Genomic DNA, 19,848 nt, shown 5'->3' on the forward strand with positions numbered 1-19,848 from the left:
CCGATCGTAGTATAAAACAGAGCAGAGGCGGAGCAGTATTTCTCCTGCCTCCTGCCTCTGTTGTTAATACTCTGGAACTGAAGGATCGACTTCTCGACTCCAAGCGGTAATTCCGCCTTTAACATTTGTGCCGACAATCCCGGCTTCCTTAAGGATGGCGAGGGCTTTTGCCGATCGCCCGCCCATCTTACAATGAGCGATTAAGCGGTGTCCGTTCAATATTTCCTTCACCTTCGCAACGCCATTGCCATTTTCAATGTCTGGTAAGGGTACTAACACCGAACCAGGAATCTTGGCAATTTCGTACTCATGGGGGTTGCGGACATCCAGTAGGACAAAATCCTTTGCACCGCTATCTAGTAATTCCTTCAAATCCTTAACAGTCATTTCTTGACTTTCCAACTGCTGTTTTGCCTCCTCTGCCTTGGCTTGCGGAATCCCGCAGAATTCTTCGTAGTCTACCAGTTTTTCAATCACTGGGCGAATCGGGTTAGGACGCAGTTTCAACTCCCGAAATTTCATATCTAAGGCGTTGTATAGCAGCAATCGTCCACTTAGAGTATTACCTTGTCCCAAAATGATTTTGACAGTTTCGGTTGCTTGGATTAAACCAATAATTCCTGGCAAAATACCGAGTACGCCACCTTCTGCACAAGAGGGAACCATTCCTGGTGGTGGTGGTTCTGGGAAAAGGTCACGATAATTTGGCCCACCTTGGTAGTTAAATACAGTAGCTTGCCCTTCAAAGCGTAAAATTGAACCGTAGACGTTGGGCTTATTCAACAATACGCAGGCATCGTTAACTAGATATCTAGTGGGGAAGTTATCAGTCCCATCTACGACGATATCGTAAGGTTCAAGGATTTCTAGGGCGTTTTCGGAAGTCAGGCGAGTTTCGTATAAATCAACCTGACAATAGGGGTTAATTTCGTGAATGCGGTTTTTTGCCGATTCAATCTTGGGTTTACCCACCCAAGATGTCCCGTGGATGACTTGGCGTTGCAGATTGGAAGTATCGACAACATCGAAATCGACAATCCCAATGCGTCCAATACCCGCCGCCGCCAGATATAAAAGTAGTGGTGAACCTAGTCCACCTGTACCGATACACTGTACACTGGCGGCTTTCAGGCGCTTCTGTCCTTCTAGTCCTACTTCCGGTAAAATCAGGTGTCGGGAGTAGCGTTCGTAATCGTCTTTGGTCAACTGGATTTCGTCCAGATTGGGATTGAGCATAGCAGTTATGATCTGGGAGAGCGGAATATTAATCCTATCGAAAAACTGTATCTCTTATGGAGATAGGGAGTGGGGAAGATGAATTTTCTATCCGTGTTGGCGGCTAAAACCGCTACGAGTGACTGTCTTTGAACTAAGCCAGTTATTTTATATTTTCAATTGTCTCTGCTTGGAATTGATGACGATCGTCAAGGCTCCAGCTTTGAAGTTCTCCAGCTTTACCGTTTTGGACGGTAACTATTATATACGAGTATCCTTGCCAAGCGTATAAGCGATCGCATTCTGAAGGGATAGCAGGATGATCTGGGTGGGAATGAAAAATGCCGACGATGTTCAGTGAGCGATTACGTGCTTCCTTTTGGGTTTTTAGCATAACTTCGGGTGCGATCGCATATTGCCGTCTTTTACTTTCTGCTGTGTGTTCCCCTGAGAACTCAGCACCCGCTTCTGTATTCCAGGCGTTTTCTGTTGGTATGACTTCAACTACAATTTTGCCCTCATTAGCCAAATAGCCTAAAATTATACCGCAACACTCCTCTGGATAGGCGCTTTCGGCATGGGCGCGGATAGTTTGCAAGTGTTCTGGGCTAAGTTGGATCATCTCTGCGTTTATAATTTTTTAGTTGCTAGCTAGGGATTCTTGTTTGAATACAATACCTCACTAGTAGTTCGCTTTCGTAACGAAAGCGGGGTAAAGGGTAAGGGGGAAGGGGGAAAGGGTTTAAATCCCTTACCCTTTACCCTTTCCCCAGTCCTCACAAGCGCATTTTTGGGTTGGCAGACTACTAGTTACTGGTTTTGTTTTGAAAAGAGCGATCGCTCTCTTCAATATCAATATAAGTATTTTTTATTCATCTTTCGGGATGTTGGTGCTGCTTTGTGCATATTCTTAGACTATCAAAATCTAAAAAATATACAATCTAAATACTCTTGACGAACTCTGCGATCTCTATACGATTCCCACCGGGATCGCGGAGGAAAAACCGCACGCATCCTGGTAGTGGTCGTTGATCGGGAATAATTTCTACTCCATACTCTTTTAGGTGTTTCTCAAAGGTGTTCAAGTCATCGACTTGGAAACAAAAATGTCTTCTAGATACTTGGTTATTGGCGTTTTTCTCTCTACTAACGTGCAATTCAATGTTTCCCACCTGATACCAGGCTCCTGAATCGTTTTTGACCGCATCAGGTCTGGGAATTTCAGTCAATCCCAAAATTCTGCTGTAGAAAGATAGCATTGCATCCTCTACCTCAAGAGGATAAGTTGCCTGAATATGATGAACTGCTTTGAGCGCCATTTTCATTCTCCTGTTGGGATATCTCAGAATTTAGGGGACAGAAAAAAGTTATTCCCTATTCCCGGTCAGCTATTTCCTTCTTAAATAAGGACTTGCCTTTGGACATTGTTTGTGAAATACTACTCTATAAACTACGGTAAATCGGTAAAGTTTAAGTACTTTTGTACAAAGTTTACCAGAAAACATTTCGTTCTCAAAGTAATTACAGGCTAATCCCTAAGATGACAAACACAGAAATTCGCACCACTCAAGTTAAAGTTCCTAACGGGGATTTGCAAATCGATGCTTACTTAGCTGAACCCGCACAAAAGGGAACCTTCCCAGCCGTTATCGTGATTCAGGAAATTTTTGGGGTTAACATTCACATTCGAGAAGTTGCTGAAAAGTTTGCCAAAGAAGGCTATGTTGCGATGTCTACGACGGGCTACGCCTACGCACCGACTTTATTTCAACGCACCGCTCCTGGTTTTGAGGGTGGATACACCCCTGAATATGTCCAGCAAGGAAGAGGGTATAAGGAACAGACAACAGCCGAGGAAATATTGAGTGATATTAAGGCTGCGATCGCCTATTTAAAAACCTTACCAAATGTGCAAGGAGATGCGATCGGCTCCATTGGTTTCTGCTTTGGTGGTCACGTAGTTTATCTAGCTGCCACTTTACCAGATATTAAAGTTACAGCTTCCTTCTATGGTGGTGGTATTCCCAACTCAACTCCCGGTGGTGGAGAACCAACCATCATCCGCACTCCTGATATCAAGGGCCCCATTTACGCCTTCTTTGGCCTTGACGATCAAGGAATCCCCTTAGAACAAACGGAACAGATTGAGGCTGAATTGAAGAAAAATCAGATTCCTCATGCTATATTTCGCTACTCTGGTGCAGGACATGGCTTTTTCTGCAACCATCGCTCTAGCTACAATGCCGAAGCTGCTGCCGATGCTTGGAAAAACGTTCAAGAACTTTTCCAGAAGAACCTTCAGCTTCAAAAAGTTTAAATCTTTGGGTTAAGAGTAATGTAATGTTTGACGGTTTATGTGGTGTTCGCCTAACAATCTAAATCAAAAAACCTCTAAGAGATTTTACGACACAAAACCGTCCCTCTCCGAATCGGAGAGAAACTTGAACTTTAGTTCAAGTCTAGAAGAGTTTCATTGAACTTACATTAAGAGCAATACGCAGTAGAGGCGAACAGATGTCACAGGTGTTCAGTCTCGTTTTAGAATGCTTAACCAATGAGGAACATTTCCAGCCAGAGGCTAGAAATGAAGTTTTAAAAGGGTTGGCATTTAAGTTGACACCAATATACAGATGCACCTCTACTGAGCATCGGTAACTATTAGCCAAATAAAAACAAAGTATCACGTCCATGATTACCGCCTTCAAACAGCCACGAGTTAATATTTTTCAGCGTTTTTCACTATTCCTATTACCTGGATTATTAACAATCTCAACTACCTTAATTAGTTGTTCAGTTACAACCCCAAATGCAGGGAATGAAACCACTGGCTTTAAAACTAAAACTGTCCGTATGGGATATCAAAGCTCTGGGGATCTGGTCAGACTTAAAGGATTGATAGAAAAGCGTTTACAGCCTTTAGGTGTCTCCGTCGAATGGGCACAATTTGCCGCCGGGCCGCAACTGATGGAAGCAATGAATGTAGGTAGGGTTGATATTGGTTCTGTAGGTGAAACTCCACCGATATTTGCCCAAGCTGCTGGTACATCTTTAGTATATGTTGCTAGTAATAAACCCAGCACAGGTAAAGGAAGTGGAATTATCGTCCAAAATAATTCGTCAATTCGCACTTTAGCTGATCTCAAAGGTAAGAAAGTAGTTTTCCAAAAAGGTTCTGCTTCCCATTACTTATTAATAAAAGCTTTAGAAGAGGCTGGTTTGAAATATAGTGATATTCAAGCCATTAGCCTCCCTCCTTCAGAAGCCCGTGATGCTTTTATTCAAGGCAAAATAGATGCCTGGGTAACTTGGGACCCTTATTTAGCTGTAGCACAAAAAAAGGCAAATGCTCGTGTTTTGAGAGATGCTAGCGGCATCTCTACTCAGGGCGGATATTACATGGCTGCGCGAAAATTTGCCACAGAAAACCCAAAATTAGTACGATTAGTTCTTGAAGAGATAGATAACACAGGTCAATGGGGTGAAAAGAACCGAGCAGAAGTTGTAAAGCTGACTATTCCTCATCTCAAAATTGATGAAGATATTTTAGCAACAATGATTGAAAGGCGAGCTTATGGCTTAAGACCCATTACGCCAGAAATCATGGAAAATCAACAGAAAATTGCAGATTTGTTTGCCACAGAAAAAGTGATTCCTAAACCCATCAATATCAAGGAAGCGATGCTGAGTAGCGAACAATATGCAGCCATCACACCAGAAACCATTAGTCAGAAGTAGTAAGCTGTTACGCAAATAAGATTGCACATCAACTGGTGAGGTTGTCAATTGTCCTTTGTCCTTGGTAAACACAAATGACAAATGACGGTCTATACGGAAAATATTGCAATATGTAGGCGCGTTAGCTTACCAAGAACGTCTGGTAAATCAGTTTAGCAAAGTTGCTAATCCTGTTAACTGACGATTTTCCGGCTAATGGCCTCTCCAATCTCCATTAATATCTCTTCCTCTTTGGAAGTGAATTTATAAGAAACCGACTTGGCAATACCCAAGGTTCCATACAATCTGCCATTTAGCATAAATGGCACTGTGATGGAGCCTTTTACCTTAGTTTCTTTTGCTGAGGGTTTGGCTACCCCCTGTTCGTCAGTTTGCAGGTTGCAAATCTGTACGGGTTGCTTACGTTCGGCGGCGATACCAGCCATCCCTTTGCCGATAGGAATTACCGTCATTTTAGGCAACAGAAATTCTGGAATGCTTTGGTAAGCCTTTAGGTGCAATAACTGGCTTTCCCGATCTAGGGTATGGATAGTACCTGTAGAGCAGTCGAAAACGGTCAGGATTTCGACCAACAAACGATTCCAGTCGATGGCAGATTCCTCATCAGCCAGGGTATCAAAAATGGGTTTGATATCTGAAGTCATAAGTTTTAGGAGTGTCAAAGACTCTTTCCCGCACAATTCCTGAATTAAATCTGAAATTGAACCTCAAGTAGCAGCAAATGTCAAGCGATCATTCCCTTTTGAACGTTATCTGTGCCACTGCGAACCTCATGTATGCGTTCTTCGCCGAGATTTTCTGGGATAAATCCACCTGCTTGCATTTTCCATAACCTGTGATAAGCACCGCCAAGTGCCAGTAGTTGAGCGTGCGAACCATCTTCAATAATGCGACCTTTATCGAACACCAAAATCCGGTCTAGATGGACGATGGTAGATAGTCGATGAGCTACCACAATGACCGTTTTCCCATTCATTGCTAAGTCGAGGGTATCTTGGATCGCTTTTTCGGTGATTGAATCGAGGCTAGAGGTGGCTTCATCTAAAATCAGGATCGGCGCATCTTTGAGGATTACGCGAGCGATCGCAATCCGTTGTCTCTGCCCTCCAGATAACTTGACACCGCGTTCGCCCACCAGAGAATTATAACCATCCTGACTTTGGATGATGAAATCGTGAGCATTAGCCTTTCGCGCCGCCTCGAACACTTCCTCATCGGTTGCATCTAAGCGTCCATAACGAATATTTTCTAGCAAAGTGCGATGGAACAGAGATGGATCTTGGGGAATCAAGCTGATTTGAGCGTGTAGGGCATCCTGAGTCATGTCTCGAATATCGACCCCATCAATAATAATCTGTCCAGATTGGGGGTCGAACAAACGCAGAATTAGATTGACAAAGCTGGATTTTCCCGAACCAGAGAAGCCCACCAGTCCGACACGCTGTCCGGCTTGGATGGTGACAGAAAGGTTGTTGAAAACTTTCTTTTCATCCGAATAATTGAAATTCACCCGGCGAAACTCAATCTTACCTTGGGTAATTGGGTGTGCGATCGCGCGATCGCGATCGACCAACTCGTGGGGTTGAACGATGGTAAAGACACCATTGGCGACATTGCCGATATGTTCAAAAAATTCCAGAAAGCGGCGGCTCAAATTCCGGGCTTCAATGATGATCAATAGCGACAGGCTAGTTGCGACGACGAAATCAGCAGTAGCGATCTTTCCTTGACTCCAGAGAAAGAGCGAGTAATACAGAGTGCTGATTTTCAGAATGGCTGCCGAGATGAACTGAAACCAGCGAATTCGCTCCGAATACCAGTTGGACTTTCTCACCTGTTTGAGTTCGCGGCTTAATTGCTCATTCAAATAGCGTCGTTCAAAACCTAAACGAGCAAACAATCGGCTACTGGTGAGATTTGTTACTGTATCTACGATGATGCCAGTTGTCTCACTTCTTGCGGCTGCGGCTTTCCGAGAGTAAATTCGGCAGCGAGTTGCCAGCCAGAACGAAATACTGATGAAAAGAACTGCCCACACGCCCACGAGTGCAGCCAGGGGAGGATAAGCGCGATACAGTAACATCGTGGCGACGATATACACAACAATTACTGCCATAAATTCAGTAATTAACATTTGCATCGTCTGAGTAACACCCAGAGAAGTTTCGCTAATCCGATGTGCTAATGCCCCGGAAAAACTGCTGCTCATGTAGCGATGCGAATGGTGTTGCAAGTAGGCATATAGCGATCGCACAATATGTTGTCGGTGGATTGGATGGAGGATAGTTTGCAAGAGTCCAGCCGAACGCCCGAATATTACTTCACCCACACTCAAGGCGATGAACAGCATCAGGGGTTGCCTCATGGCATCAAAAATGGGCTGGCTGTCGCCCGTTGATTTCGTCACACCTCGGATGATCTCACCAATGGCATAAGGCAACATAACGCCACAGGTTGCGTGTACCATCTCCAGGCTCACCATTAACACATACCACCAGCGAAACTGGTTAACGAAATACAAAATGAACCTGAATGGAGTTGATGGTAGGTTTGGTGCATCAGCAGCACGTTGAAAGGATTTGAATTGTCTGGTCTTTTTCGTCATGAAGGTCGATCCACTAGCATCATTTTGGCTGTTCTGCAAGATAAAAATGGACGACTATATAAGCCGTCCGGTGGTATTAGGGACTTCTGGCAGCACTGTTTAAAAACTTTTGCTGTTTGGTTGTAGCTGACTTCCTTATGCGATCGCAGTCAGAATCCATGTTGCCCCCTTCATTCCAAAGAGTGTAGTTCCCCCTGCTCCCTGCCTCTGACTTGAAACTAACGAAGAGAATCTCCTCTTCGGTATTCGGCAGTTATGTCGTCTAACTTTTGTTTCAAACTGTCGTCGAGTTTGACTTCTACTGCCTTGAAGTTGTCGGCAAGTTGTTGTGGGCGACTAGCGCCGATGATGGGGGCAGTGATAATGGGATTAGATAAAACCCAAGCTACCGCTAGGGTGGTAAGGGAAAATCCGGCGAGATCCGCGACTGTGCGTAATTCCTCTACAGTATTGAACTCGCGATCGTGCCAGTAGCGTTCTTGATAACGTTCTGCGGCAGCACCTAGCGTAAAACGTGTACCAGAGGTGGGGCCTTGAGCGAGAATGTGTTTGCCGGTAAGCAGACCGCCCGCCAACGGATTGTAGGAAATTACACCCAGTCCTTCTTCTTTAGCTAGGGGCAATAGTTCTCGCTCAATTTCGCGGAACAACAGGTTGTAGCGGGGCTGAATTGAGACGAATCTGGTTAGATTTCGCGTTTCGGCGCGACCCAAGGCGCGAGCGAGTCGGTAAGCTAAGAAGTTGGAAACCCCGATGTAGCGTACTTTGCCAGCACGAACTACCGCGTCCAGCGCTTCCAGGGTTTCATCGAGGGGGGTGGAAGTATCGTCGGAGTGCAATTGGTACAGGTCGATATAGTCGGTTCCCAAACGTCGTAGAGAAGCATCGATCGCATCTAGAATATGTTTGCGCGAAGCACCCTGATCCCAAGGTGCAGGGCCAACCCGGCCGACGCACTTGGTAGCTAAGATAAAATGTTCGCGTTTGCCTTTGAGCCAGCGCCCAACGATTTCTTCGGTACGGCCAGCAGTGGTAAGCCCGCCGCCAAGTGGATAAACATCGGCTGTATCCAAAAAGTTGATTCCGCCATCGGCTGCCGTGTCGAGGATATCTCTAGAAGTTTCTTCGTCAGTCTGCAATCCAAAAGTCATGGTGCCAAGACAAAGACGGGAAACAGTTAATCCAGTTTTACCGAGATTGATAGTTGGTAAGGTCATAGAATTGTCCCTAATGCGACTGTTGTAGGTGTGGAGATTTAAATGCGGAATATTTGGGCGTTTGCTTGGGGTGCTTTGGTCGGGATTCTTGGTGGGCTAATCGGTTTGGGTGGTGCAGAGTTTCGCTTACCAGTTTTAGTTAGCATTTTTAACTATCGAACTCTACAGGCAATTATTATCAATCTCATAGTTAGCCTCGTCACTGTTACCTTTTCATTCATTTTTCGGAGTGGCGTTATTGGTGTTGAGAATGTTTTTGCAAACCTGACAGTAATCATCAACATTCTGGCCGGCTCTCTCATTGGCTCTTATGTTGGGGTTAACTATGCAACCCAGATCAACGAACAAACATTAAATCGGATTGTTGTCGTTTTTCTATTTTTCCTGAGCTTCGTACTGATCGGTCATAATCTCATTTTCAGTTTTCAGAGTTGGCAACTTCCAGACTTACTGAGAATCGGTATAGGTTTTGTAGCGGGAATTGTGATTGGGATATTTAGCAGTATGCTTGGTGTCGCAGGTGGTGAATTGATTATCCCTACGATCATTCTGGTGTTTGCAATTGATATCAAATTAGCAGGAAGTTTGAGTCTTGCAATCAGCATTCCCACAATCATCATGGGTCTATTCAAATATAGAAGTCAGCAACGACTCAAAGAAGTGAAATCAGATCAAAGATTCATTGTTTCAATGGCATCTGGTTCAATACTAGGAGCATTCGTTGGTAGCAACCTTTTGAGGTATGTAGCAAGTTCTTGGTTGTATGTAATCTTGGGTGTAATTCTATTGTTATCGGCTTTGAAGTTAGCAAGGCATAAGCGATCTGCATAATGGGAATATTAACCAGCAAAGGCATCAGTTATTACTGAATTAGCTCGATGCCACTACAGAAGCCTGACGACGACTCTGTGAAACTAACCATTGTTGCAATTTCGAGTCTCTGTAAACTTCATCTGCTATAAAATGATCGCCTTCCGGTAGCACTGTCAAATCAACTTTCCCCCCGACTTTGCGTAAGCGCTCAACAAAATGCTCCGTGTCCTCAATTGGCAAATTTTTGTCTTGTCCACCTTGGAATATCTGAACGGGAATGTCTTTGAGTACGGCTAGTTCGCTTTCTGCTAATGTTTTAGGTACACGTCCAGACACAGGTATTAGACCTGCGAAGCGATCGGGATGCAAAGCAGCGATATGCCAAATACCGGCCGAGCCTAAGCTGAACCCGGCTAATATCACCCGCGCTGGATCGACGGGCTGGGAAGCGATCAGTTCATCAAGCAAAGCCAGCACGTCATCTGCTCGATCTGCCCAAGTCTGTTCAGCCGGAATCTGGGGTGCGGCGAAGACATAAGGTAATGAGTCGGATAAATCTACGAAACGAGGTAGACCCCATTTCAGTAGCACATTCAGATCCGTCCCGCGATCGCGTCCTCCATGTAAAAACAGAACTAAGGGTGCAGGTTGCTTGGCATTGTCAGAAACAGGCGAGAAAAGATAAGGCAAAGAACTATTGTGAGAGCGTTGTTCAACGGACATGGTTGTGACTCCTAATTTATTTGGGCATGGGGCATTGGGAATTGGGCATGGGGAATTGATTATTTCTCCTCATCTATCCCCACGCCCTCATCTCGGCTTTTACGCCACTACCAGGCTCTTATCCACTTGTTTAAATTCGGTGTTACCTACTTTGGATTCGATCGCAGTACCCTTGAAAAATTCGGGGTTAGCTTGGGTGTAAAACTTGTAGGGATTAGCGAATACATAGGACTTAAAGTCGGCTTCGGAAATAACGCCTTCTTGAACCAAATCCCAGCTTTCAGCCAAGGGGGAAGTCAGGTCTGGTACATCCCAGTGACCAACATCGGAGGAATAGATGGCGTTGATTTTGACTCCCAAGGGATTGGCTTTGTCGTTGAATGCCGTAGCGATGGTGCGATCGTCAGACTCGGAACCAAAGAAGAAACTATTCACCCAGCGATCGCGGATGTCTTCAATTGTTTCAATGCCTGCGGCTGCAAAATCATCCAATTCGCTACCAATTGGCGCACGGCTATGACGGCTAAATGAAGCTCCCAGTACAGTCTTAGTCAATTCATCCTTATCGAGGGAATGCCCTTGAGTAACTTCTGCACCATAGCGTTCAAATATTTCAAATAGCTCATCGGCATTTGTCAATGCTGGATTGTAATTTTCCAGTGCCTTGATATTGCGCTTGGAGAAACGATCTACCAAATGAATGTAGACATGCGCACCCCAATCTGCACCACCTTCGAGCATCGCTACTCGCAACTGTGGAAAACGCTTGGTAACGCCACCGAAGAACAACGCCTTTGCAAATGCTTCCGAACCATCGGCGAAGTGACCGATATGGTTGTTCATGTAGTTACTGATGGAGGAGCGTCCAGTCCAACCTTGGCTGCCGTAATGGGTGGTGACGGGTACGCCCAATTCCACGACCTTTGCCCAGAAGGGATCGTAGTCGTATTCACTATCTAGTCCGTAGAAGTCGATATAAGAAGCATACTTGGCGATTTCGGGGAATTTATCGGCTGGATATTTATCAGCGATCGCTTTAATCGGCCGTTTCACTCCGCCAGTGATATTAATCACTTTTAAACCGAGTGTTTTTACTGCAAACTCTAGCTCCTCAATGCCTTCCTGGGGAGTAGTTAAGGGAATACCAGCTACCGGTGTCAGGCGATCGCTATATTTGCGGTAAATATCAGCATGATAGTGATTTACCGCGCGTTGCAGTGCCTGACGATTCTCTGCACTGGCTCCAGCAGGTGCTAGGACATTGTTCGGAAATAGCACCGAATAGTCTGACCCTTGCTCCGCCTGACGCTCATAGAGCAATTCAGGGAGGGTGTAAGTAGCTAAATCCAGCGTATTTTTGGTAACTCTCGCCCACCAAGGCGATCGGATTGTCCGGTTATATTGACGTTCTTCAGGGGTTTGTTGATACCAGTCTTTACCGTTGCTCTTGGAGTTAAGACGGGAAGCTTCTGTCTTACGTAACTCATCTACAAGTTTCACACCACCGTACTTAGCGATGTAATCCTCAAACGCCGGTGTGAAATCATTGGTATGAACATCGGTATCGATTACCGGATAATCAAGGGTTGCTCTGATTGCGGCGGAGCGTGAGGTCTTTAATCGGCTATATTCAGTCATGTTTTTTCCTTTAAAAAATTACAAGGTTTTCCTAGTAGTCTGCCAACCCCAAAATGCTGCGTGATGGCTGGGGAAAGGGATTTGAAACCTTTCCCCCTTCCCCTTTACCCTTTACCCCGCCAAGTTCACTTGGCGAACTACTAGCAGCGTTGGATGCTGGTTAGTGTGTTAAAACTTACGCAAGAACTCTCTGAAACTCTTATTTCTCCGTGTCCTCTGCGTCCTCTGCGGTTCGATTTCCGATTCTGTAGGGCGGCGATCTACAGAAGGTGCGATCTAAAAGGTATGGCTTAAACATCTGCAAACAATTCATTTACGCCAATACAAGGCTCTTATCCACTTGTTTTGCAGCAAAACGATTGACCGGACGACGCAATCCCAAGTTTTCACGCAAGGTACTACCCTCGTATTCGGTACGGAACAATCCGCGTTTTTGCAAGATGGGAACGACTAAGTTAACGAATTCATCTAATCCTGTGGGAAGGATTGGCGGCATGATATTAAAGCCGTCTGCTGCACCATTGTTGAACCATTCTTCTAGCTGGTCGGCAATGGTTTCGGGAGTACCAAGGATGGTGCGATGTCCTCGTGCGGTGGCAAGAGAGAGATACAACTGACGCAATGTGAGAGTGCCACGAGTCGCCAAATCTCTGACTAGTTTTAGACGACTCTTGTTAGTGTTGGTGTCGCTGGGCAGTTCAGGAGCCACATCATCTAGAGAATATTTCGACAAATCGACACCTTTGTAATAGTTCTTTAAAATTCCCCAAGCGACATCAGGATGAATCAAAGATTGCAGGAATTCGTACTTTTCTTGAGCTTCTGCTTCGGTACGGCCAATGATTGGGAAAGCACCAGGCATAATTTTTAAATCGTCTGGCGATCGCCCATATTGTGCTAATCTCCCTTTCACATCAGCATAAAATTCTTGGGCATCAGCTAGGGTTTGATTGGCGGTGAAAATTACTTCGGCGGTGCGTGCAGCTAAGTCCCGTCCAGATTCCGAGGCTCCAGCCTGAACAATCACGGGGTAGCCTTGAGGCGGACGACCGACGTTTAAAGGGCCTTGGACAGAAAAATATTTGCCTTTATGGTTGAGTGTATGCAGTTTGTCTGGATCGAAATAGACACCAGATTCTTTGTCGCGGATAAAAGCATCATCTTCCCAGCTATCCCACAGTCCTTTCACTACTTCCACAAACTCTTCGGCGCGTTCATAACGCTGGCTATGTTCTGGGTGATGCTCAAGTCCGAAATTACGAGCAGCGTTCTCATTGCCTGTGGTGACTACATTCCACCCTGCGCGGCCGTTACTCAAGTAGTCCAATGAGGCAAACTTCCGCGCCAAGGTGTAGGGTTCTTCATAAGTAGTCGAGGCGGTGGAAATGAAGCCGATGTTTTTGGTAACAGAGGACAAGGCCGAGAAGAGAGTGACTGGCTCGAAATGGGCCATTTTACCGTTGCGATACTGAGTTTCTGGAGCGCCACCCCAAACTCCTGGGCTATCTGCCAAGAAAACTGCATCAAACAAGCCGCGTTCAGCAGTCTGGGTAATTTCCTTGTAATGCTCGAAATTCAATCCAGCATCTGCTTGTGCATCAGGGTGTCGCCAAGAGGAGACATGATGACCGGTGGCTTGAACAAATGCACCTAAACGAAACTTGCGTGTTGTATTCATAAGCTTTTTTCTTTTCTATAGTGTGATTGCTGATTTGCGTATAGCAGCTAATGGCTTTTCATCTAACGTCAGTGTGCGATCGCTAATTCCTAACTGTTTGTAAAATCCTTATAACTACGTGGCAAGTGTCTGATGAGTAGACACAACTGCTGACATCCACCCAAAAAATACTCAGATGGCAGATTGATAAAATTCTTTCCATACAAAGCTTTGGGCTAGCATTTACTGCTAACTCCACACTGAATGTAATAATGGAATACTTTCAAAACAACTAAAATGTAGACTTCAGTTGCTCTATATGGAATGAAATAACCAAACTGTAAGTCAGGTTAATACCACAGCAAAATTAGGGTTGCTGCTGCTTGGCGCTCGAATTACCATAAATTTATGTAGCAATCTTACTCCGCAAATAGAGTCTACACGATGCATACAAAAAAATATGTACTGATGAACACAATATCATGCAATACTAATTATTAGATTCTCTAATATTAAGTATTGCAAACTAATTGTTCAATATCTCAGATTAACTGTCTCGTTTGCGATGACCTCCGGTCGGTCGGAGACCATCGCCTCCGAGGGGCGGGTACGCGATCGCAGCACACTTAGAAATAAACGTCGTTTTTGTAACATAAAATCTTGTAGAGACGGCGATTTATCGCGTCTCAAAACCTATGAATGGTAAAAACCCGGCTTCTCTATCAAAACCGGGTTTTTAAGTAATTTTTAATTTATTTTTGAACAGTACAACAGGGCAATAAAGGCTTGTTTACAACTTCTTTAATCTCTACTGAATTCAACAAATCTTCCCAATATTTCTGAACTTCAGGATCATTAGGACGCTGGCGGCGTAAATTAGCTAAAGTTCTGAGAGAATCTTCCCAAAATCCAGCAGTTGCAAATAGAACTGCACGATCCAAGTCTGTGTTTGGTTGGTTTAATTGAAGAGATAGATTTTCATCTTGCGATCGCACTATTGTACCTTCTACATAAGAGTCTTTATCGCGGTTGTTGGTATCACAAATCATTGAAAAAGTCCAACTATATTCTTTACCGATTTGTAGAGATGGCTGATTAGTAGGTACATTTACACTAACAATACCATTCTGCCCAACAGGTTTGAAAGTTCCTTTATACAATGGGTCGGAGCTATCATCATCCCGCAAAACAAATTCTAGTGCTTGTACTGTTGTAGAGGTTTGAGGAACATAGAAAAATAATGTGGGACGCTCTGCTGTGGTTCGTTGAGCTTCCTTATCTGTCGGTGTCAGGGGAATGATATTTTGTCCAGTTTGAAAGCAACTTCCTCGTGTTCCTGCTGACCTTACCCTACCAGGTCTACCTGGGACGAAGGCAATACGATTTCTACCGCGTTGGATGTAACTTGTAACATTTCTAATTGCAGAAGTAGCGTATCTATCTCCAGGACGTAGCCGTTCTGCTTGCTGAAAATATCCCAAAGCTTTTCGGTAGTTTCTACGTTTGGTTTCGTTATAGCCGAGTTGCATATATTGCGTGTAAGCAGATTTGGCTTGTGCTAGTTGCAAAACTGACTCTGTTGCCAAAACCTGTGTAGTAATCACAGGTTCTAAGGGAAGAAATGCTAAAGCCGCAAGCAAATAGCTTGCCCAAAATCTATGTTTCATAATGTCTATTTCCACTTGTAGTACGTTGATTGGGGCTATATAATACAATACCCTAAGCTTGACAGTAGTAAGGCTTTATGTACCAGTTTGTGGAAATGCTGAGGTAGCCTTCTACTTTTGCACAAGAAGATTCCCAACTTATTTTAGGACTTAGGCAGAACTATACAGTGTAGGGGCAATTCATGAATTGACCCTACACCGTGGATCTATTTCCTATCAAAGAATGATTAATAAAAACCTGAAACGACGTATTTATCGAACAGAATTCAGGAGTCAGGAGTCAGAATTCAGAATGAATTCTGTGCGAGTGGCGGATAGCGCAGCGTAAAGCCTTCTCTACGAGAGGCTGCGCCAACGGCATGGCTTCGCTTAAAGCGAGTCCACGAGCATCTGAATAGCCGGGTTTAAGACCCCCACTAAATCTACGATTTGGTGGTCTTTAATCAGTCGCGGGTCTGAATCCCCGACTGATTTATTCTGACTCCTGAATTCTGACTTCTGAATTCTTCTTCAATATGCTTTATCAACAACACTTGTAGAGACGTAGCAGTGCTACATCTCTACATTATTTTTCATCAGATGTCTAATGAGGTACAGCTAATTGTGCATCAGCTACTTGGGCATTATCAGCAACGATTTGGCGGAATGAATCGCCTTCAATTGTTTCTTCTTCTATTAACAAATCTACTAAACGTTCCAAAACTATGCGGTTTTCTTCCAACAGTTCTTTTGCTTTGATATAAGAGTTGTTGACAATTTCACGCACCTGTGAATCAATTTTGGCGGCAATTTCTTCAGAATAGTCTGATTTATTCATCCAGTCGCGTCCTAAAAATACCTCTCCACTCTGATTTTCCAAAGACAATGGGCCTAATTCTGACATCCCGAAGCGTGTCACCATTTGCCGCGCCATCCCTGTCACCTGTTGCAAGTCATTGCTTGCACCTGTGGTAACTTCTGGCTTGCCAAAAACGATTTCCTCGGCGGCGCGACCACCCAAAGTAGCAGTAATCCGCGATTTGAGTTGAGAACGGGAAACTAACCCCTGTTCTTCGTTAGGAGTAAACCAAGTTAATCCGAGTGCTTGTCCCCGTGGAATTAATGTAACTTTCTGCACAGGGTCATGGTCTTTGAGCAATGTGCCTACCAAAGCGTGTCCAACTTCATGATAGGCAATCAAGCGTTTGCTCTTGCTGTCTACTAAAGCAGTACCTTCCATACCTGCAACCACTCTATCCACAGCAGCATCAATTTCTAAAATGGTGACAGCTTCTTTGCGTCTCCGAGCAGTCAGAATTGCCGCTTCGTTGAGTAAGTTGGCTAAGTCTGCGCCAGTAAATCCAGGAGTGCGACGAGCGATCGCTTCTAATGATACGCTAGGGTCAATTTTCTTATTCCGCGCGTGGACTTTCAAAATTTCCAGTCGACCTTTGAGATCCGGCGCATCCACCATCACTTGTCTGTCAAAGCGTCCTGGTCTAAGCAGCGCTGCATCTAAGACATCTGGGCGGTTAGTGGCAGCAATAATAATAATACCTGTATTACCTTCAAAACCATCCATTTCGGTGAGCAGTTGATTGAGGGTTTGTTCGCGCTCATCGTTACCGCCACCGATACCAGCACCCCGTTGTCTACCTACTGCGTCAATTTCATCGATAAATATTAGACATGGGGCATTTTCTTTCGCTTTCTTGAAGAGGTCGCGGACGCGAGATGCACCCACACCAACGAACATTTCCACGAATTCTGAACCGGAAATACTGAAGAATGGTACACCTGCTTCACCTGCGATCGCTTTTGCTAGTAAAGTTTTACCAGTACCAGGGGGGCCAATTAACAGCACTCCTTTGGGAATCCGTGCGCCTACAGCCGTAAATCTTTCTGGCTGTTTTAAGAAAGTAACAACTTCTTCAAGGTCTTCTTTAGCTTCTTCAACCCCGGCGACATCTTCAAATTTCACTCCGGTTTTGGCTTCCATTTGGAAACGAGCTTTGGATTTGCCGAAATTCATCGCTTGGCTAGAAGCATTTGTAGAGCGTCGGAGGAACAATAGCATTAAAGCTACCAGTGGCAAAATCCACATAAGATTAATCAATAGCCCAACAGCAGCTCGACTGTTAGCAGAGGAAACCTCGCCAAACTCAACATTTTTATCTTTGAGTATGTTAATTAACTCTGTGTTTTGCGCTAAAAGTCTTACCTGTTGCGGTGGCGTATTTTCCTTTTGCCCTTTGAGATAAACTCTGGCTAGCTGTTCGGTTTCGTCAAGCTCTACTTTTTGGACTTCTCCCGCCTTCGCTTTCTTGAGCAAATCACCATAGTTTAGAGAGGTACTAGAGGTAGTAGAGGTACTCTCTGGTTTTTGTGCCAAGACGGGGGTACTCCCGAAAATTCCTGGTAACATAATCAAGCTAGCTGCGATGCCTACGGCGGGCTTTGCCAACGCACCAACCCAAGCAACTCGCTTTGATGACTGCCTTTTTACCAATGCTTTTTTTCCCAAATTTGTCATAATAATTACCCTTTGTCTGCTGGCACAAGTTGAGCTATGGTTTTATGCCTATTCTTCTACCAAAAATTGTAATAACTGGAAATTACACTTTTCTTATCTAGTCTAACTTCCACACAAAAGCATTCCCATGTTTCTCCGGTTATTACATAAATTTGAGCAACCTGGATAATTATTCTGGCTCCTAACTCCTAACTCTTTCATCCTCAAATTTTCCAGCAGATATTAATTTGACACATTCCGACACAAATCGCTAAGATAAACATAGTCATAACGATTCCGCTTTTTAAGAAATCTGGTGATAGTAGCTAGTTAATAATTTGTAGGTTAATTATGGTGAGAATTGTTGGTATTGGTGGTAGTTTAAGACCAAACTCCTATACGCAGCTTGCTTTACAAGTAGCAGTGCAAAGAGTAGAAGCCCTTGGTGCAGAGGTAGAAATTCTTGATTTAAGACAGTTGCAGTTACCGTTTTGCACTGGCGCAAAAGAGTATCTAGAATACCCAGATGTTAAGCGGTTACAGGATACAGTCAGTCAGTCAGATGGATTAATTTTAGCCACACCTGAGTATCATGGTGGGGTTAGTGGTGTCCTGAAAAATGCTCTAGATTTGATGAGCTTTGAGCAACTGTCTGATAAAGTGACAGGACTAATCAGCGTATTGGGCGGTCAGTCAAATAGTAACGCATTAAATGACCTACGGCTAATTGTCAGATGGGTGCATGGTTGGGTAATTCCAGAACAAATTGCGATCGGACAAGCTTGGGGTGCATTCAGTCCTGAAGGCAAACTCGTAGATGAAAAGCTTTCTCAAAGATTTGATGAATTTGCTCAAAGTTTAGTTGATAACACTCGCAAGCTGCGAGGCGTGAATTAGTTGTAGGGTGGGCAAAGCCAGACCCACCCTGATAAACTCAAAACTTAATGATGATGGTGGTGATGATGGTGATCTCCAGCGAGTTGGGGATTAACTGCCAAAGCTTGCTCTGACAACAACTCTGCAATATGATCATCAGCCCATTGGGCCACCATTGCCAAAAATTCTGGATGGTCATTAACACAAGCCATTTGCACGTAGTTCGTGCCAGGATTCTGTTTCTCTAAAGCATGGATGATATGGTGTACATCCAATAGAGTTTCGTGGTTTTCTGTGGCAAAGCCAATTGGCATAAAAATTACCACTTTTGCACCCAACTGAATCAGGTTGTTTGCAGCTTGTTCGGCGTTTGGCTGTGTCCAATCAATTAAGGGCGTGTCATGATTGAGCCAACCCACTGAGATTAATGGATAGCGATTAATCAACTTATCCCGAACTAAATCATACATTGCTTCACTTTCGGCAATCCCAGAAGTAAAGCCTTTAGCTTTATGGGGACAGCCGTGATTCATTAATACAATCCCGATTTGAGAAGGGAGATAAGCTCCTGCTAATTCAGCAATCTTCTCTTCAACCAGATGAGCCATCAAATCGATGTAAGCTGGTTCGTTGAAGAAAGAAGGAATGTAGCGCTGTGCTTTAACCCAGTGTTCCTCACCATCAGCCAACTCAACGAGAGCATTGTTAACTTGCTCGATCGCAATCCCACTGGTAAAGATAGAATCAACAACTAGCAATGGGTAAATTAGCAGCTTCTCGAAGCCTTGGTTTTTGATTTCTGCCAAGACTTGATTGGGTAGGAAAGGGGCACAGAAGTTAAAAGCTTTGAAAACTTGAACTTTATCTCCCCATTTTTCTTGTAAATTCTTTTCAATCCCAGCCCGTTGCTGTTCAAAAATGGCGTTGTGTGGGGAGATAAAATCGTGGTGTGTGTGTCCCCACTCATGGCGGTCAAATAGCGCCAAAAGCTTTGCCAGAGGGGGATAAATCCAGGTTGGTACTGGTGCGAACTTTGCTGTCAGTAGATTTAAAGCCTGTTCGTTATAGTTGGCGAAATCTTCGTAGCTTTCGACTTCGCCGTAGCCCATAAGCAGTACGGCTACACGGTCTTTACCTGATAGATGCTCGTGGGTGTGTTGTACTTTTTCCGGCGTGGCAACCACAATTAGTTCCTCAATATAACCAGAGTG

The 19,848-nt window shown here is 44.4% G+C and carries 16 protein-coding genes; 4 read left to right on the forward strand and 12 right to left on the reverse strand.

The genetic code is table 11. The annotated features are described in order from the left end of the window. Positions 1–63 precede the first annotated feature (63 nt). From moeB to GJB62_RS28285, 3 genes are all read right to left on the reverse strand, one after another. Positions 64–1,236, reverse strand: a complete 1,173-nt coding sequence (moeB, locus tag GJB62_RS28275; RefSeq protein ID WP_114080865.1) for a molybdopterin-synthase adenylyltransferase MoeB — start codon at positions 1,234–1,236, stop codon at positions 64–66. Positions 1,237–1,378: 142 nt separating this feature from the next. After that, a complete protein-coding gene (locus GJB62_RS28280; protein ID WP_114080866.1) occupies positions 1,379–1,837 on the reverse strand; it encodes a M67 family metallopeptidase in 459 nt (152 codons plus the stop codon). Positions 1,838–2,156: 319 nt separating this feature from the next. Then, positions 2,157–2,534 carry a VOC family protein gene (locus GJB62_RS28285; RefSeq protein WP_114080868.1) on the reverse strand — a complete coding sequence of 126 codons (378 nt, stop codon included), beginning with the start codon at positions 2,532–2,534 and terminating at the stop codon, positions 2,157–2,159. Between the two features lie 221 nt (positions 2,535–2,755). On the opposite strand from GJB62_RS28285, the gene GJB62_RS28290 reads away from it, so the two are divergent. Continuing rightward, positions 2,756–3,532, forward strand: a complete 777-nt coding sequence (locus GJB62_RS28290; protein WP_114080869.1) for a dienelactone hydrolase family protein — start codon at positions 2,756–2,758, stop codon at positions 3,530–3,532. A 371-nt stretch (positions 3,533–3,903) separates the two neighbouring features. After that, positions 3,904–4,950, forward strand: coding sequence for a sulfonate ABC transporter substrate-binding protein (locus tag GJB62_RS28295; protein WP_114080870.1), 1,047 nt, complete (start codon positions 3,904–3,906; stop codon positions 4,948–4,950). Positions 4,951–5,123: 173 nt separating this feature from the next. Here GJB62_RS28295 and GJB62_RS28300 read toward each other — a convergent pair whose 3' ends face one another. The 3 genes from GJB62_RS28300 to GJB62_RS28310 form a co-directional block, all read right to left on the reverse strand. Continuing rightward, positions 5,124–5,594 (reverse strand): GAF domain-containing protein, encoded by a 471-nt coding sequence (locus GJB62_RS28300; RefSeq protein ID WP_114080871.1) that lies wholly within the window; start codon positions 5,592–5,594, stop codon positions 5,124–5,126. A gap of 80 nt (positions 5,595–5,674) precedes the next feature. Continuing rightward, positions 5,675–7,555: an ABC transporter ATP-binding protein gene (locus GJB62_RS28305; protein ID WP_114080872.1), complete on the reverse strand. Its 1,881-nt coding sequence runs from the start codon at positions 7,553–7,555 to the stop codon at positions 5,675–5,677. 218 nt (positions 7,556–7,773) lie between these two features. Continuing rightward, positions 7,774–8,772 (reverse strand): aldo/keto reductase, encoded by a 999-nt coding sequence (locus GJB62_RS28310; RefSeq protein WP_114080873.1) that lies wholly within the window; start codon positions 8,770–8,772, stop codon positions 7,774–7,776. 42 nt (positions 8,773–8,814) lie between these two features. Between GJB62_RS28310 and GJB62_RS28315 the strand changes: the two genes are divergently transcribed. Beyond that, on the forward strand, positions 8,815–9,603 hold the full coding sequence (locus GJB62_RS28315; protein ID WP_114080874.1) for a sulfite exporter TauE/SafE family protein: 789 nt from the start codon (positions 8,815–8,817) through the stop codon (positions 9,601–9,603). Between the two features lie 39 nt (positions 9,604–9,642). Here GJB62_RS28315 and GJB62_RS28320 read toward each other — a convergent pair whose 3' ends face one another. The 5 genes from GJB62_RS28320 to ftsH all read right to left on the reverse strand — a co-directional run bounded on the left by GJB62_RS28320 (position 9,643) and on the right by ftsH (position 17,782). Further along, complete coding sequence (locus GJB62_RS28320; RefSeq protein WP_114080875.1) at positions 9,643–10,308, reverse strand: dienelactone hydrolase family protein; 666 nt, start codon at positions 10,306–10,308, stop codon at positions 9,643–9,645. 99 nt (positions 10,309–10,407) lie between these two features. Continuing rightward, a complete protein-coding gene (locus GJB62_RS28325) occupies positions 10,408–11,946 on the reverse strand; it encodes an amidohydrolase family protein (RefSeq protein ID WP_114080876.1) in 1,539 nt (512 codons plus the stop codon). Positions 11,947–12,259: 313 nt separating this feature from the next. Next, positions 12,260–13,624: an LLM class flavin-dependent oxidoreductase gene (locus GJB62_RS28330; protein WP_114080877.1), complete on the reverse strand. Its 1,365-nt coding sequence runs from the start codon at positions 13,622–13,624 to the stop codon at positions 12,260–12,262. A 731-nt stretch (positions 13,625–14,355) separates the two neighbouring features. Further along, positions 14,356–15,270: a DUF928 domain-containing protein gene (locus GJB62_RS28335; protein ID WP_245246032.1), complete on the reverse strand. Its 915-nt coding sequence runs from the start codon at positions 15,268–15,270 to the stop codon at positions 14,356–14,358. Positions 15,271–15,853: 583 nt separating this feature from the next. Further along, positions 15,854–17,782 carry an ATP-dependent zinc metalloprotease FtsH gene (ftsH, locus tag GJB62_RS28340; protein WP_114080878.1) on the reverse strand — a complete coding sequence of 643 codons (1,929 nt, stop codon included), beginning with the start codon at positions 17,780–17,782 and terminating at the stop codon, positions 15,854–15,856. A gap of 330 nt (positions 17,783–18,112) precedes the next feature. Between ftsH and GJB62_RS28345 the strand changes: the two genes are divergently transcribed. After that, positions 18,113–18,658, forward strand: coding sequence for an NADPH-dependent FMN reductase (locus GJB62_RS28345; protein WP_114080879.1), 546 nt, complete (start codon positions 18,113–18,115; stop codon positions 18,656–18,658). 44 nt (positions 18,659–18,702) lie between these two features. Here the strand turns inward: GJB62_RS28345 and GJB62_RS28350 are convergent, their stop codons facing one another. Beyond that, positions 18,703–19,821 carry a ferrochelatase gene (locus tag GJB62_RS28350; RefSeq protein WP_114080880.1) on the reverse strand — a complete coding sequence of 373 codons (1,119 nt, stop codon included), beginning with the start codon at positions 19,819–19,821 and terminating at the stop codon, positions 18,703–18,705. Between the last annotated feature and the right edge of the window lie 27 nt (positions 19,822–19,848).

Origin of the sequence: Nostoc sp. ATCC 53789 (assembly GCF_009873495.1) — a bacterium.
In the GTDB taxonomy this organism is placed as follows: domain Bacteria; phylum Cyanobacteriota; class Cyanobacteriia; order Cyanobacteriales; family Nostocaceae; genus Nostoc; species Nostoc muscorum_A.